17 protein-coding genes are annotated in these 14,519 nt (G+C 63.8%); 8 read left to right on the top strand and 9 right to left on the bottom strand.

The features are described from left to right. Window positions 1-61 precede the first annotated feature (61 nt). The 4 genes from modB to ACE3QM_RS08250 form a co-directional block, all read right to left on the bottom strand. Window positions 62-739 (bottom strand): molybdate ABC transporter permease subunit, encoded by a 678-nt coding sequence (gene modB / locus ACE3QM_RS08265; protein ID WP_374421362.1) that lies wholly within the window; start codon window positions 737-739, stop codon window positions 62-64. After that, complete coding sequence (gene modA, locus ACE3QM_RS08260; RefSeq protein ID WP_374421361.1) at window positions 736-1,464, bottom strand: molybdate ABC transporter substrate-binding protein; 729 nt, start codon at window positions 1,462-1,464, stop codon at window positions 736-738. The genes modB and modA overlap by 4 nt, the downstream gene beginning before the upstream one ends. Window positions 1,465-1,520: 56 nt before the next feature. Next, window positions 1,521-2,201 (bottom strand): DUF3313 family protein, encoded by a 681-nt coding sequence (locus tag ACE3QM_RS08255; protein WP_082150956.1) that lies wholly within the window; start codon window positions 2,199-2,201, stop codon window positions 1,521-1,523. Between the two features lie 107 nt (window positions 2,202-2,308). Further along, window positions 2,309-2,884, bottom strand: a complete 576-nt coding sequence (locus ACE3QM_RS08250) for a DUF3313 family protein (RefSeq protein ID WP_048409273.1) — start codon at window positions 2,882-2,884, stop codon at window positions 2,309-2,311. A 303-nt stretch (window positions 2,885-3,187) separates the two neighbouring features. Here ACE3QM_RS08250 and mltG point away from each other — a divergent pair, with 303 nt between their 5' ends. From mltG to ACE3QM_RS08215, 7 genes are read left to right on the top strand one after another with little or no spacing between them, the layout of a single operon-like run. Continuing rightward, window positions 3,188-4,180: an endolytic transglycosylase MltG gene (gene mltG / locus ACE3QM_RS08245; RefSeq protein ID WP_231460891.1), complete on the top strand. Its 993-nt coding sequence runs from the start codon at window positions 3,188-3,190 to the stop codon at window positions 4,178-4,180. Continuing rightward, complete coding sequence (gene tmk / locus ACE3QM_RS08240; RefSeq protein WP_374421360.1) at window positions 4,180-4,815, top strand: dTMP kinase; 636 nt, start codon at window positions 4,180-4,182, stop codon at window positions 4,813-4,815. Before mltG ends, tmk begins: the two co-directional genes overlap by 1 nt. Further along, complete coding sequence (locus ACE3QM_RS08235; protein ID WP_374421359.1) at window positions 4,815-5,828, top strand: DNA polymerase III subunit delta'; 1,014 nt, start codon at window positions 4,815-4,817, stop codon at window positions 5,826-5,828. Before tmk ends, ACE3QM_RS08235 begins: the two co-directional genes overlap by 1 nt. A 20-nt stretch (window positions 5,829-5,848) precedes the next feature. Continuing rightward, a complete protein-coding gene (locus tag ACE3QM_RS08230; RefSeq protein ID WP_048409277.1) occupies window positions 5,849-6,223 on the top strand; it encodes a PilZ domain-containing protein in 375 nt (124 codons plus the stop codon). 46 nt (window positions 6,224-6,269) lie between these two features. Then, the gene (locus ACE3QM_RS08225) at window positions 6,270-7,040 is read left to right on the top strand and encodes a TatD family hydrolase (protein ID WP_374421358.1); all 771 of its coding nucleotides are present in this window, start codon (window positions 6,270-6,272) and stop codon (window positions 7,038-7,040) included. A gap of 14 nt (window positions 7,041-7,054) precedes the next feature. Further along, complete coding sequence (locus tag ACE3QM_RS08220; protein WP_048409279.1) at window positions 7,055-7,438, top strand: hypothetical protein; 384 nt, start codon at window positions 7,055-7,057, stop codon at window positions 7,436-7,438. A 30-nt stretch (window positions 7,439-7,468) separates the two neighbouring features. Next, complete coding sequence (locus tag ACE3QM_RS08215) at window positions 7,469-8,245, top strand: MBL fold metallo-hydrolase (protein WP_048409280.1); 777 nt, start codon at window positions 7,469-7,471, stop codon at window positions 8,243-8,245. Between the two features lie 44 nt (window positions 8,246-8,289). Here the strand turns inward: ACE3QM_RS08215 and ACE3QM_RS08210 are convergent, their stop codons facing one another. From ACE3QM_RS08210 to ACE3QM_RS08190, 5 genes are all read right to left on the bottom strand, one after another. Next, window positions 8,290-8,754 (bottom strand): CreA family protein, encoded by a 465-nt coding sequence (locus tag ACE3QM_RS08210; RefSeq protein ID WP_231460886.1) that lies wholly within the window; start codon window positions 8,752-8,754, stop codon window positions 8,290-8,292. A gap of 92 nt (window positions 8,755-8,846) precedes the next feature. Next, window positions 8,847-9,152: a chorismate mutase gene (locus ACE3QM_RS08205; protein WP_374421357.1), complete on the bottom strand. Its 306-nt coding sequence runs from the start codon at window positions 9,150-9,152 to the stop codon at window positions 8,847-8,849. Window positions 9,153-9,166: 14 nt separating this feature from the next. Continuing rightward, window positions 9,167-10,189, bottom strand: a complete 1,023-nt coding sequence (trpS, locus tag ACE3QM_RS08200; RefSeq protein ID WP_231460884.1) for a tryptophan--tRNA ligase — start codon at window positions 10,187-10,189, stop codon at window positions 9,167-9,169. Between the two features lie 225 nt (window positions 10,190-10,414). Then, complete coding sequence (locus tag ACE3QM_RS08195; protein ID WP_048409284.1) at window positions 10,415-10,708, bottom strand: hypothetical protein; 294 nt, start codon at window positions 10,706-10,708, stop codon at window positions 10,415-10,417. 186 nt (window positions 10,709-10,894) lie between these two features. After that, window positions 10,895-11,719, bottom strand: coding sequence for a pyruvate, water dikinase regulatory protein (locus ACE3QM_RS08190; RefSeq protein ID WP_048409285.1), 825 nt, complete (start codon window positions 11,717-11,719; stop codon window positions 10,895-10,897). Between the two features lie 323 nt (window positions 11,720-12,042). Between ACE3QM_RS08190 and ppsA the strand changes: the two genes are divergently transcribed. After that, window positions 12,043-14,430, top strand: coding sequence for a phosphoenolpyruvate synthase (gene ppsA / locus ACE3QM_RS08185; protein WP_374421356.1), 2,388 nt, complete (start codon window positions 12,043-12,045; stop codon window positions 14,428-14,430). The last annotated feature ends 89 nt before the right edge of the window (window positions 14,431-14,519 follow it).

Raw genomic sequence — 14,519 nt, 5'->3', positions numbered from 1 at the left:
CAGCAATTAGAACAAGCACTGCGACGCAGCCCCCGAGCCAGGGTGGGGCGGGGCTTCCCGCTCAGCCGTCATAGCGTCGCTGGCGCGCATTGAGGCGATACACCAGCGCCAGCGTGGAAAAGGCGAACAGCACCAGCAACAGGCCGAGCCGGTGGGCGCTGGCATAGTCCGCCTGCTCCACATGGTTATACAGCGCGATGGATATGACCCGGGTTTCGCCCTCGATATTGCCGCCTATCATCAGCACCACGCCGAACTCGCCCACGGTGTGGGCAAAGCCCATGCTGGCGGCGGCCAGCACACCGGAGCGGCAACTGGGCAGGATGACCCGGCACAGCCGCTGCCAACGGTTGGCGCCCAGCACCATCGCGGTTTCGATTTCCTCGCGCCGCACCGCGTTGAAGCTGACGATCAGCGGTTGCAGCACGAAGGGCAAGGAGTACAGCACCGAGGCGATGATCAGTCCCTGAAAAGTAAAGGCGAGGCCGGGCCAGCCCAGCCAGGCGGTCAGCTGGCCGATGGGGCCGTGCGGGCCGAAGGCGACCAATAGATAGAAGCCCAGCACCGTGGGCGGCAACACCAGCGGCAGCGTGGCGCCGGCCTCTATCATGGGCTTGAAGCGCGAACGCGTGCGTGACAGCCACCAGCCTAGCGGTATGCACAGCAGGAGCAGGATCAGGGTGCTGATGGCGGCCAGCCTCAGCGTGAGCGCGATGGCCGCCCATTCGGATGTGCTCATTGGGCGAAGTCGTAGCCCGCTTTCTTGATCAGCGTGCGCGCCTTGTCTCCCTTGAGGAAGGCGAGGAAGGCCCTGGCCGCCGGCGTGTCGCGCACCAGCAGCGCATCCTGGCGTATCGGCTGGTGCAGCTTGGCCGGCACCAGCCAGTAATGGTTGCCAATGCCTTGTTCCAGCAACTGGGCGTAAGCGACGAAGGCGAAGTCGGCGCCGCCGACCTGGGCGAATTGCATGGTCTGGCTGATATTGTCGCCGGTGACGAATTTGGGCTTGAGGGTATCGGCGAGTTTCAGCGCGGCCAGGGTTTCCATTGCCGCGCGGCCATAGGGCGCGGCCGCGGGGTTGGCGATGGCCAGCTTGTTGAAGTTGCCGCCGCGCAGCACCGCTTCGCCGGCGTCGTCGCGCAGCTTGCTCCACAGCACCAGCTTGCCGATGGCGTAGGTGAAGCGGCTGTCGGCCTTGCCTATCTTATCGCGCAGCAGCTCGGCCGGGCGCTCGTCGTCGGCGGACAGGAACACGTCGAACGGCGCGGCCTGGCGGATCTGGGCGGTGAGCTTGCCGGAAGCGCCGCCGCTGGCCTTGATGTCGTGGCCGCTGGCGGCCTTGAACTCCACTGCGATCTTGTCCAGCGTCTGCTGGAAATTGCTGGCCACCGCCACGGTGACGGTGTCGGCGGCGGCGAACAGCGGAGACAGCAACAGCAACAGGCTCAATATCTTGCGCGGCATGATTGGCTTCCTGAGTGGAACAAAACGCCCATTATGCCGGCAGCTTGGACGGCGGCCTACCCCCCAAACGGCGTAGCGGCCGCCAGGTGCTGGGCCATCTGCCGCGCGTGATGGCGGCTCCACAGGTCGACGCGTTGCTGCAGCCATTCCGCGCTGGACGGCTGCGCATCGGTGGGCGCCCTGTCATTCCCTAGCAGGTTGACGCCGCCGGCCAGCAGCAATCCGGATTCGGAGTCTTCCAATTGACCGATGGTGGACACTTGGGCCAGGTAGGGGTCGATGTCATCGGCGAAGCGCGCCAGATTGAGCGCGGTTTTCATGGAGCGATGGGCATCGGGTTCGGCCAATTCCCACAGCTTATAGCCCACCGCCACGCGCAGCCGCGCGATGCCGGGGCCGGGCGCGGCGGCCACCGGCAGACCTTCGCGGCAGAGCGCATGGGCCAGGCTGCTGTGGTAGCAGGCGTCGAAACGGTTGTGCTCGTCGGCCGTCGCCGCCCGCCATTGGCCGTCCGCTTGGCGCCCCAGAAAGATCAGCGGCTCGATCAGGATGCCGTGATAGTGTTTCAGATCGACGCCGGGCTGCAGATACAGCACCTGGCCGGCATGGTCCGGGCTGGGATGGAAGGCCTCGCTGGGCAGCAGGACCAGATTCTCCGGCTTGTCCCCGGCGTGGCTGATATTGGCCAGCAAGGCGGAGGCCATCAGCGCGCAGGCAAGTTTAAAGAATGGTTTCATGATGCGGGCTCGGTGGCGGATTCAGAAGGTGATGGACTGTGCCCGCCACGCGGTGTTCCATCGATATTGTTGCGACTTTGTGACGAAGCGGACTATCTCCATACGGTTTATTGCGCCGACGAAGCCGCGCCGCGCCGCGTCGCCGGACCCAGTTGCCGGCACAGCAGCGGCGACCAATCCTGGACCAGCAATTGCCGCCAGCCGTCGCCATCGTCGGCGTCGCCGGCCTCCACTTGCGACTGCATGGTGACGCCGCCGGCCACCACGCCTTGCTCCATCGCGTCTTCCAATTGGGACACCGAGGACACCAGCTGCAGATAGGGTTCGATATTGGAGGCCATGCAGGGCAGTTGCAAAGCCACATGGCTGCTGCTCAGCGGCTGGCCACCCTGGGCGATTCGCGATTGGCGCGCCGCCACCGCGATGCGCAGCCGCAGCACGCCGGGGGTGGCGACATCGGTCAGCGCGATCGGCCACGGCTGCAGCAGGGCGGCAACTTGTTGCCGCACGATCTGGTTGGCGGACTCCTGCTCGGCGATTTGCAGCAACTGCCAGCCGCCGTCCTGCTGGCGGTTCAGCAGCAGCAGGGGTTCGACGATCAGCGCGTGATAGTCGCTCAGCGCGGTGGGCGACTGCTGATAGGTCAGTTGTTGGGCATGCCGGCCTGGCCGGAACGCCTCCATGGGCAAGCGCCATAAATTTCTGTCGGTCTGTCGGACTGCCGCCAATCTGGCCAGCGCCGTCCAGGCCACTAATGCGCATCCCAGATTGAAGAATGGCTTCATGAAAAGACTCGCATCATTTAAGCAGTCCATTTAATCAGATATAGAACGCGAGCAAAACTATGCAAAATGGAAAGGTGGCCAGTTGATCTGGCGCAAACTTTGCTTGATTGCAAAGGCCCGGCCTGACATGTCGATCAGGAGGGCTTGTCTGGTATCATGCGCGCTCGTCCCGCTGCGTTGTTTTACTCTTCCCGCCATTAAATGATGAAAACACTGTTTCGCCTGTTGTTGCTGTGCCTGGCGCTGGGCTGTGCCTGGCTGGCCTGGGTGGTTCTGCTTCCGGTTGGCCTGCCGGAGGCCGGCTACAAGCTGACCGTTGGACCCAATCGCACCCTGAGCCAGGTGGCGCGAGGGCTGGAGCAGGAAGGCGTGATCCGCAGCCGCCAGGTGATGGTGGCGCTGGCGCGCATGCAGGGCGTGGACCGCAAGATCAAGGCCGGCCTGTATCGTTTCGACGGCCAGACCTCGATGCTGGAGATTCTGAACCGGCTGGCCGACGGCCATCCGGACGAGGCCAGCCTGACGGTGATAGAGGGCTGGACCTTCCGCCAATTCCGCCAGGCGATAGACCGCAATCCCGACATCAAGCACAGCGCCAAGGGCTGGAGCGATGAGGAGATCATGCAGCGGCTGGGCTTTGGCGACGCCAAGCCCGAGGGCCTGTTCTTCCCCAGCACCTATTTGTTCTCGCCCGACACCGAGGACGTGGAGCTGTACCGCCAGGCCTTCGGCGCGATGCAGCAGCGGCTGGAAGCGGCCTGGGCGGCGCGCAAGCCGGAGCTGCCTTACCGCACGCCTTATGAGTTGCTGATCATGGCCAGCCTGATCGAGAAGGAAACCGGACAGGACGCCGACCGTCCAATGGTGGCGGGAGTGTTCGTCAACCGCCTGAAGCAGGGCATGCGCTTGCAGACCGATCCCTCGGTGATCTACGGCATGGGCAGCTTGTACCAGGGCAAGATAGGCAAGGCCGACCTGCGCCGCGACACGCCCTACAATACCTATACCCGCGCCGGCCTGACGCCGACGCCCATCGCCTTGCCGGGCAAGGCGGCGCTGGACGCGGCGGCCAATCCGGCCGCGACCAATGCCTTGTATTTCGTCGCCCGCGGCGACGGCACCTCGCATTTCTCGGCGACGCTGGACGAGCACAATCAGGCGGTGCGGAAATATATCTTGAAGAAAGGACAGTAATGGCGCTAGAGCAGCAACGCGGCCGTTTCATCAATCTGGAAGGCATAGACGGCGCCGGCAAAAGCACCCACCTGGCCTTCATCCGCGACTGGCTGGCGCAACACGGCGTCGACGCCGTCTTTACCCGCGAGCCGGGCGGCACCCCGCTGGGCGAGAAAATCCGCGAACTGCTGTTGGCGGTGGACACCGAGGTGTCGCTGGACGCCGAAACCCTGCTGGTGTTCGCCTCGCGCCAGCAATTGCTGCACAGCGTGATCGAACCGGCGCTCGCCGCCGGCCAGTGGCTGGTGTCGGATCGCTTCACCGATTCCACCTTCGCGTTTCAGGGCGGCGGCCGCGGCGTGCCGGCGGCGCGCATCGCCGAGCTGGAGCAATGGGTGCAGCATGGCTTGCAGCCGGATCTGACCTTGCTGTTCGATCTGCCCTTGGAAGTGGCGGCCGAACGCATGTCCAAAACCCGGCAGCTGGATCGCTTCGAACAGGAGAAGGCCGATTTCCACGTGCGCGTGCGCGAAGCCTATCTGCGGCGCGCCGCCGGCCAGCCGCGTTTCGCGGTGCTGGACGCCAGCCGTTCCATCGCCGAGATCCAGGTCGACATCGCTGCCTGCCTGCAACGCCTGCTGGAGGCTAACTGATGCTGCTGCCCTGGCAACACGGAGACTGGGAACTGCTGAACGCCGAGCGCGAGCGCCTGCCCAATGCCTGGCTGTTCACCGGCGCCGCCGGCATCGGCAAGCTGGAGTTCGCCGAGCACCTGGCCCAGTCGCTGCTGTGCGAGCGGCCGCGCGCCGGCCACCAGCCCTGCGGCGAGTGCGAGGCCTGCCGCTGGTATCGGCACGGCACCCACCCGGACTTCCGCCGCTTGTCGCCGCTGGGCGATGAGGAAGAAGAAGGCAAGGACGGCGCCGAGGGCAAGAAAGTCAGCCGCAAGCTGCCGGTAATCAAGATCGAGGCGGTGCGCGAAGTGATCGAATTCGCCCATCTGAGCGCGCATCGCGCCGGCCGGCGCGTGGTGCTGGTGGAGCCGGCGGAAAGCCTGAACCCCGCCGCCGCCAACGCTTTGTTGAAAATCCTGGAGGAGCCGCCGGCCGAGGTGTTGTTCCTGCTGGTGGCGCACGCGCCGCAACGCTTGCTGCCCACCATACGCAGCCGTTGCCGCCAGTTTCCGCTGACCCGGCCGGATCAGGCGCAGGCGCTGGCCTGGCTGCGCGAGCAGGGCGTGGCCGACGCCGAACTGGAACTGGCGCACAACGGCGGCGCGCCCATGTTCGATCACGACCCGGCGCTGGCCAAGCTGCGCGGCCAGTTCGTGCAGGGCCTGGCCCAGCCCAGTTTCGCCAATGTGCTGCAGCTGGCCGAGGCGGTGGACAAGCAGAAACTGCCCTTGCTGCTGCCCTTGAACTGGCTGATGAAGTGGCTGCATGATCTGGCGGGTTTGAGACTGGCTGGTCTTGTCCGCTATTATCCAGATCAGGAGCGCGCCTTGCAGCAGCTGGCCGCGCGCGCCGATATCGCGCAATTGATGGAATGCCAGCAAACGCTGAGCCAGTTGGCTCCGTTCGGGCAGCATACCTTGAATACCCGCTTGCAATTGGAAGCGGTGCTGATGGACTATCTGAAGATATTCGCCAGCGGCAAAGCCGCCTGACACAGAGGTTAAGCCACGCTATGGACAACTCCGCCTCCCGCCCGGACCTCAATCCCAACCGACCCGGGGTGCTGTCCCTGCACATCAAGGAGCGCAGCGCGCTGTTCGCCGCCTATATGCCCTTTGTGCGCCACGGCGGCATTTTCATTCCCACCAACAAGGAAATGAAGCTGGGCGAGGAGGTGTTCCTGCTGCTGACGCTGATGGACGACCCGCAGCGCATCGCGGTGCAGGCCAAGGTGGTGTGGCTGACGCCGGCCGGCGCCAACAACAGCCGGGTGCAGGGCATAGGCGTGGAGTTCGTCGCCGGCGACGCCGGCAAGCAGGCCAAGGACAAGATTGAAGCGCTGCTCAGCGGCGTGCTCAACTCCAGCCGGCCCACCCATACCATGTGATTGTTTTCGCGGCGCGCGTGCGCGCCGCAGCCTGATTGACGCAAAAATGTTTATCGATTCCCACTGCCATATCAATTTCCCCGATCTCGCCGCGCGCATGCCGGAAGTGCTGGCCAATATGCAGGCCAAGCAGGTCAGCCACGCGCTGGTGATCGGCGTCAGCCGTCCCAAATATCCGCAAGTGCTGGAACTCGCGGAGAGCCACGGCAATCTATACGCCACCGTGGGCGTGCACCCGGACGACCCGGAGGCCGAGGAGTACAGCGAGGACGAGCTGGTGGCGCTGGCCGCGCATCCGCGCGTGGTCGGCATCGGCGAAACCGGGCTGGACTACCATTGGTGCAAGGGCGATCTGGAGTGGCAGCATCAACGCTTCCGCACCCATATCCGCGCCGCCAAGCGCGTCGGCCTGCCGCTAGTGATCCATACCCGCGAGTCCGCCGAGGACACCATCCGCATCATGCGCGAAGAAAACGCCGAAATCTGCGGCGGCGTGATGCATTGTTTCACCGAGAGCTGGGAGGTGGCGCAAGCCGCGCTGGAACTGGGCTTCTACATCTCCTTCTCCGGCGTGGTCACCTTCAAGAACGCGGCCCAGGTCAAGGACGTGGCGCAGCGGGTGCCGCTGGAGCGGATGCTGATCGAGACCGATTCGCCGTATCTGGCGCCGGTGCCGTTCCGCGGCAAGGTCAACGAGCCGGCCTATGTGCGCCACGTGGCCGAGCACATCGCCGAGCTGCGCGGCATCGAGCTGGCCGAAGTGGCGCGCGCCACCAGTGATAATTTTTTCCGGCTGTTCGCCAAGGCCAGCCGCTGAATCAGGGAAAGCGCATGAAGCGAATCTTGCTGGCCTTGCTGACCGTGTTGCTGTCGGCCCAGGCCTGGGCCAACTGCATCAACCTGAATGGCCGCAGCTATTGTTCCGAGGATGGCGGCATTGCGCTATTGCAACGGGGACAGGCGGTGTGCGGCAAGGGCGAGTGCGCGATCGACGAGTTCGGCAATGCGCTGTGCTCGCCCTATGCGGGCGGCGGCGTGGTGCGCGCCGGCGGCGCTACCTACACCGGTCCTGGTGCCTGCGTGCTATCCCGCGACGGCAACGCGTATTGCGCCAAGCAGCCACGCGGCAGCTGTCAGCAGGATGCCGACGGCAGCGTCCGCTGCGACGGCGGCTGGGTGCGGGAGGCGGCGGTGCGTCCTCCCCTCTGCCGTTGACTCGACGGCGTTTACACAGGAAATCACGCATTGGGTTCGCTTGAAGTCACCATTCTGGGCTGCGGCTCCAGTTCCGGCACGCCGGCGATAGGCTGCGACTGCGCCACCTGTCTGTCGCCGGACCCGCGCAATCGCCGCACCCGGGCCAGCGCCTATATCAAGGTGGGAGGCCAGGGCCTGCTGATCGACACCGGGCCGGACCTGAGGCAGCAGGCGCTGCGCGAAGGCATACGCCAGGTGGACGCGGTGCTGTACACCCATCCGCACGCGGATCACCTGAACGGCATCGACGATCTGCGCGCCTTCTGCTATGTGAAGAAAGGCCCGATCACGCTCTACGGCAATGCCTTCACCCTGGACAATATTAAGACCCGCTTCGACTACGCCTTGCTGCCGCCGTCCAAGATGTGGGACAAGCCGGTGCTGCTGCCGCAGCAGGTGGACGGGCCGGTGGACTGCGGCGGCGTCACGCTGACGCCGGTGCCCTTGCAACACGGCTCCTGGCCTTGCCTGGGCTGGCGCGTCGGCGACATGGCCTGGCTGACCGATGTGTCCGATATCCCGGACAGCAGCCTGCCCTTGCTGCAAGGGCTGAAGCTCTTATTCCTGGACTGCCTGAACCACGATCCCTATCCGTCCCACCTGGGCGTGCAGCAATCCTTCGCCTGGGCCAAGCGCATCGGCGCCGAACGCACGGTGCTGATCCATATGACCCACCGTCTGGAGTTCGGCGCGCTCAGCGCCGAGTGCCCGCCCGGCATCGAGGTGGGGCATGACGGGCTGCGCATCGAGCTGCCGTTTAGCTGATGCCCGTCATGCAAAGAAAGCGTTAATAATCAATCGCTTTTATTTCAGGGTTGCAGCGGGATCTTTTGGTCCAGCACCGCCACCGCGGTCAGCGCATTGTCTGGGCTGCCGTCGATCAGCTTGTCCGAGTAGCTGAGATAGGTCAGCGTATTGCGTTTGGCGTCGACGATGCGCACCACCCGCACATGCTTGAAGATGAAGGACGCGCCTTCCTTGAACACCTGCTCCTGCTTGGGCAAGGGCCGCGAGAACTTGATTGCGCCCACTTGGCGGCAGGCCACCGAGAAGCGCGACGGGTCCTTGGCCAGGCCCAGCGCGCCCTTGTAGCCGCCGGTCTTGGCGCGCGAGATATAGCAGGCCACGCCTTGCACCGCCGGGTCGTCGAAGGCTTCCACCACCACCTTGTCGTTGGGGCTGAGCAGCTTGAAGGTGGTGGACACCTCGCCCACTTCCTCGGCCATCGCGGGCGCGGACAGGCAGGCGAGCAGCAACAGGGCAATCTTGTTCATTCAGGTTCTCCGGCGGCGGGAAAAGAGCCGGCCGCGAGAGGCGGCCGGCGGTTAGCGGATGAAAGCGATTGTAGGGAAAGCCGACCTTCGCCTCAATCGCCGGCCGCTTTGGCGCGGAAGGCCGCCATTTCATCGGCGACGAAGTACTCGATCATCGTGCGGTAGACCGCCGCGGTCAGCGCCGAATCCGCGCCCAGCTCGCCGGCCAGGCGTTCCACGCGGCGCATCACCTGATCGACGCGCTTGCCGCCTTCCACCTCGTCCCGGCTGTGCTTGAATCCCGCCGCCTGGCGCACATAAAGGCCGCGCTCGGCGATCAGCGCCACCAGCGCGCGGTCGATGCGGTCGATCTGGCCGCGCACCTCATCCAGGTTTTGGCATTGGTAGAGTTGTTCCATTCCGAGGCCTTCTTTTAGTAGTAGTTCAAGCCCATCGCCGCCTTCACCTCGGCCAGCGTGGCGGCCGCCACTTCGCGCGCGCGCTGGGTGCCGGTCTTCAGCATCGCCATCACCGCGGCCGGGTCGCGCGAGTACTGCTCGCGGCGGGCGCGGATCGGTTCCAGCAAGGTCTGCAGGCATTCTTCCAGTTGTTTCTTGATCACGGTGTCGCCCAGGCCGCCGCGGCGGTAATGCTCCTTCCATTCCGCCACCTGCGCCGGGTCGGAGTGGAACACGTCCAGATAGGTGAACACCACATTGCCTTCCACCTGGCCGGGATCGGCCACGCGCAGGTGATTGGGGTCGGTGTACATCATCTTCACCGCCTGGCGGATATCGTCCGGCGTGGCCGACAAGGTGATGGTATTGCCCAGCGATTTGGACATCTTGGCCTTGCCATCGATGCCAGGCAGGCGCGAGCCTTGCTCCGGCACCACCGCCCGCGCTTCCACCAGCACCGCCTGATCCACGCTGCCGTTGAAGCGGCGCACGATCTCATTGGTCTGCTCGATCATCGGAATCTGGTCTTCGCCCACCGGCACGATGCTGGCCTTGAAGGCGGTGATGTCGGCGGCCTGGGCGGCGGGATAGGTGAGGAAACCGGCGGGGATGTCGCGCTCGTAGCCGCGCTGCTTGATCTCGTCCTTGATGGTGGGGTTGCGTTCCAGCCGCGCCACGGTGACCAGATTGAGGTAGTAGGAAGACAGCTCGGTCAGTTCCGGCACCAGGCTCTGGATGAAGATGGTGCTTTTCTCCGGGTCTATGCCCACCGCCAGATAGTCCAGCGCCACTTGCAGCACATTGTCGCGCACCTTCAGATAGTTGCCCATATTGTCGGTCAGCGCCTGAGCATCGGCGAGCAGCAGGAACTGGCGGCAACGGTCTTGCAGGATCACGCGGTTGCGCAGCGAACCGACATAGTGGCCCAGATGCAATTGCCCGGTGGTGCGGTCGCCGGTGAGGATGATGTCTTTGGCTGTGATGCTGTCCAGATTCATAACAGTGGTCTCCAGTAAGCTTGAGCTTGTTGGAAACTGCCGATCCGGGGAGGAGTGCTGCTGGAAACCCTATGCCGCCGTATCGGCAGCTTCCGGGTTTTGGGTATGCAAACGCCGGTGCCGCCTTAGTTCAGGCGCCACCACCAAAAGAAGGTTGCGGATGCGGTTGCGTAGTTCATGGGCTTTATCAGAGCACGGCGGGCAAAGCAGCGTCAAGTGCCGCGTTCACACCGCCACGTGCAGCAGGCTGCCGGCGGGGGGCATGGTTTCCTGCGCATAAGGCATTGCGGCGTCCTGGCGCGCCGCGGCCTGAGCCTGGCGCAGCAATCGGGCGAAAGCCTCGCCATGGGCGCCGGGGCGCTCGCCCGCGGAGGATGGCGGCGGCGCGGCGAACTCGGCCATTTCCTTGCGCGGATCGCTGGCGGCGGCGCGGCTGTCGCTCTTGGGCGCCACCGCGCCCACTTCCTTCAGCGGGGAAACGGTGGGTTTGGCGAGCGCGGCGATGGAGACGATCTGCATCGGATGTCCCGGTCCAGGGATTCAAGATGCTTGTTCGAGAGCGGCTGCTTGCTATATGTTCCGGAGGGAATTGTAAAAAAATGATAAGAAACAAAGTGCTATCTGGATATTGGCGCTGATTGCACCAGGCATCGGGCATGAAAACGGCCGGGCGAAGCCGGCCGGGTCCGTGGCGTGTGGGCCGTGCTAGAAACGGCGGCCCAGCGCGGCCTTGTGCATGATGGTGGACGCGATTTCCTCGATCGACTTATGGGTGGTGCTGATGAAGGACACGCCATGGTGGCGGAACATGGACTCGGCCTCGTTCACCTCGCGGCGGCAGTTGTCCATGCTGGCGTATTTGGAATCCGGTCGGCGCTCGGAACGGATGTGATGGAGGCGGGCGGGGTCAATGGTCAGGCCGAACATCTTGTCCTTGAACGGCAGCAGCATCTTGGGCAGCGTCGGGCTGCCCAGGTCTTCCGGCGTCAGCGGATAGTTGGCGGCGCGGATGCCGTATTGCAGCGCCAGATACAGGCAGGTTGGCGTCTTGCCGGAGCGGGACACGCCGACCAGGATCACGTCCGCCTCGTGCAGGTCCTTCAGCTTGACGCCGTCGTCGTGGTTCAGCGAGAAGTTCACCGCCTCGATGCGATGATCGTACTTTTCCTCGTTGACCATGCCGTGAGCCTTGCCCACGCTCAGCGACGCGCGCTGACCTATCTCCTGTTCCAGCTGGCCGATGAAGGTGTCGAAGAAATCTATCATCACCGCGTTCTCAACCTGCAGCGCGCTGCGCACCTCCGGGTTGATGATGCTGGTGAACACCAGCGGTTTCAGGTGATCGGTTTCCGACACCTGGCGGATGACTTCCGCCAAGGCCTGCGCTTTTTCCACGGTATCGACGAAGGGAATGGTTTCGCGCTTGAATTCCACGGTGTCGAACTGGGTCAGCAACGTGTGGCCCAGCGATTCGGCGGTGATGCCGGTTCGGTCGGAAACGAAGAAGGCGGAACGGAGGTGGTGTGGCATGCAAGCACCTGTATTGCGAGTGAACGAGGCCGGAACCGCGTCTGCCGCGCAGTGGCGGCGCGCCCGGAGTTGTGGGAATTCTATACTTTGAATGGCCGCGGCGACAGCCAACGATGCCTGATCTCGCGCAATGTAGTGAGGGAATTACACGGTTTTGACAATCATTTTCATCAGGAATGTCCGTCAACTTATTGATTCTGTTGCAATGCTTGTCCTCGTTGAGCCGAAAACCCGTGTTGCGCTGCAAAAGACGCTACGCATTCGGCACGTAATTCGGCTAGAATGCGGCCCTATCGTCCCAATCCAACACAGGAAGTGAAGTGATGGCTGAGAACTACGTCATCTGGTTCGAGAAACTGCGCATGACCGATGTGGAGCAGGTAGGCGGCAAGAACGCCTCCCTTGGTGAAATGATCAGCCAACTGGCTGGCTCCGGGGTTCGCGTCCCGGGCGGCTTCGCCACCACAGCGCAGGCTTACCGGGATTTTCTGCAGCACAATGGCCTGGCCGACAAGATTAGCGCCGCGCTGGCCAAGCTGGACATCGACGATGTCAGCGAACTGGCCAGGATAGGCAAGGAAATCCGTCAATGGATCATCGACACCCCGTTCCCCGCCAAGCTTGATGCCGATATCAAAGAGGCCTGGGATCAGATGGTGGCCGATGCCGGAGGCGCCGATATCTCCGTTGCAGTCCGTTCCTCCGCCACCGCAGAAGACCTCCCCGACGCCTCGTTCGCAGGCCAGCAAGAAACCTTCCTGAATATCCGCGGCCTTGACAATGTCAAGGATGCGATGAAACACGTTTTCGCCTCCCTCTACAACGACCGCGCCATTTCCTACCGCGTGCACAAAGGCTTTGAGCACGACGTAGTGGCTTTGTCCGCCGGCGTGCAGCGCATGGTGCGTTCCGACTGCGGCGCGGCCGGCGTGATGTTCACCATCGACACCGAATCCGGCTTTGACGACGTGGTGTTCATCACCGCGTCCTACGGCCTGGGCGAAACCGTGGTGCAAGGCGCGGTGAACCCCGACGAATTCTACGTGCACAAGCCGACGCTGAAAGCCGGCCGTCCGGCGGTGCTGCGCAAGACCATGGGCTCCAAGCTGATCAAGATGGAGTTCACCGACGCCTCGCAAGCCGGCCGCTCGGTCAAGACCGTGGACGTGTCCCCGGCGGAGCGCCAGCAGTTCTCCATCAGCGACGCCGAAGTGGCCGAACTGGCCGAATACGCGCTGATCATCGAGAAGCACTATGGCCGCCCGATGGACATCGAATGGGGCCGCGACGGCCACGACGGCAAGCTCTACATCCTGCAGGCGCGTCCGGAAACGGTGAAGTCGCAGGAAGACCGCAAGGACACCCTGCGCCGCTATCGCCTGAACAGCAAATCGCAAGTGCTGTGCGAAGGCCGCGCCATCGGTCAGAAGATCGGCCAGGGCGTGGTGCGCACCATCAAGGACGCGTCCGAGATGGACCGCGTCAAGCCGGGCGACGTGCTGGTCACCGACATGACCGACCCGGATTGGGAACCGGTGATGAAGCGCGCCGCCGCCATCGTCACCAACCGTGGCGGCCGTACCTGCCACGCGGCCATCATCGCGCGCGAGCTGGGCATCCCGGCCGTGGTGGGTTGCGGCGACGCCACCCAGGTATTGTCCGAAGGCATGCAGGTGACCGTATCCTGCGCCGAAGGCGACACCGGCAATATCTATGACGGCCTGCTGGACGTGGAAGTGATTGATCTGGAACTGGACAAGATGCCCAAGGCCCCGGTCAAGATCATGATGAACGTCGGCAACCCGGAACTGGCTTTCGACTTCGCGCAGCTGCCGAACGAAGGCGTGGGCCTGGCGCGCATGGAATTCGTGATCAACCGTCAGATCGGCATCCACCCGAAAGCGCTGCTGGAGTTCGACAAGCTGCCGGCGGATCTGAAAGCCACCATCAGCAACCGCATCGCCGGTTACGCCAGCCCGGTGGACTTCTACGTCGACAAGATCGCCGAAGGCGTGTCCACCCTGGCCGCCGCCTTCTATCCGAAAAAGGTCATCGTGCGCATGTCCGACTTCAAGTCGAACGAATACGCCAACCTGATCGGCGGTCAGCTGTACGAGCCGCACGAAGAAAACCCGATGATCGGTTTCCGCGGCGCCGCCCGCTACGTGGCCGAATCCTTCCGCGATTGCTTTGAACTGGAATGCCGCGCCATCAAGAAAGTGCGCGACGTGATGGGTCTGACCAATGTGGAAGTGATGATTCCCTTCGTGCGCACCCTGTCCGAAGCCGAGCAAGTGGTGGAGATCCTGGCCGCCAACGGCCTCAAGCGCGGCGAAAACGGCCTGCGCCTGATCATGATGTGCGAACTGCCGACCAACGCCGTGTTGGCCGACAAGTTCCTGCAGCATTTCGACGGCTTCTCCATCGGCTCCAACGACATGACCCAGCTGACGCTGGGCGTGGACCGCGACTCCGGCGGCCCGATCGCCACCACCTTCGACGAGCGCAACGAAGCGGTCAAGGTCATGCTGCACATGGCGATCCAGGCTTGCCGCAAGCAAGGCAAGTACATCGGCATCTGCGGCCAAGGCCCGTCGGACCATCCGGACTTCGCCAAGTGGCTGGTGGAAGAGGGCATTGAAACCGTGTCCCTGAACCCGGACACCGTGGTGGAAACCTGGTTGTACCTGGCGCGCGAACTGAACAGCTAAGCTCGCGGTCTCGCCGCTTTCAAACCGCCCGCTTGCCGGGCGGTTTTGTTTTGTCCGGCGTTTCTTGCAAGCCGGCGCGGGAACGGATG

Source organism: Chromobacterium sp., from assembly GCF_041912965.1.
Lineage (GTDB): Bacteria > Pseudomonadota > Gammaproteobacteria > Burkholderiales > Chromobacteriaceae > Chromobacterium > Chromobacterium aquaticum.
Note: the sequence above shows the minus strand (reverse complement) of the source record. Positions and strands in the feature narration are given on the sequence as shown.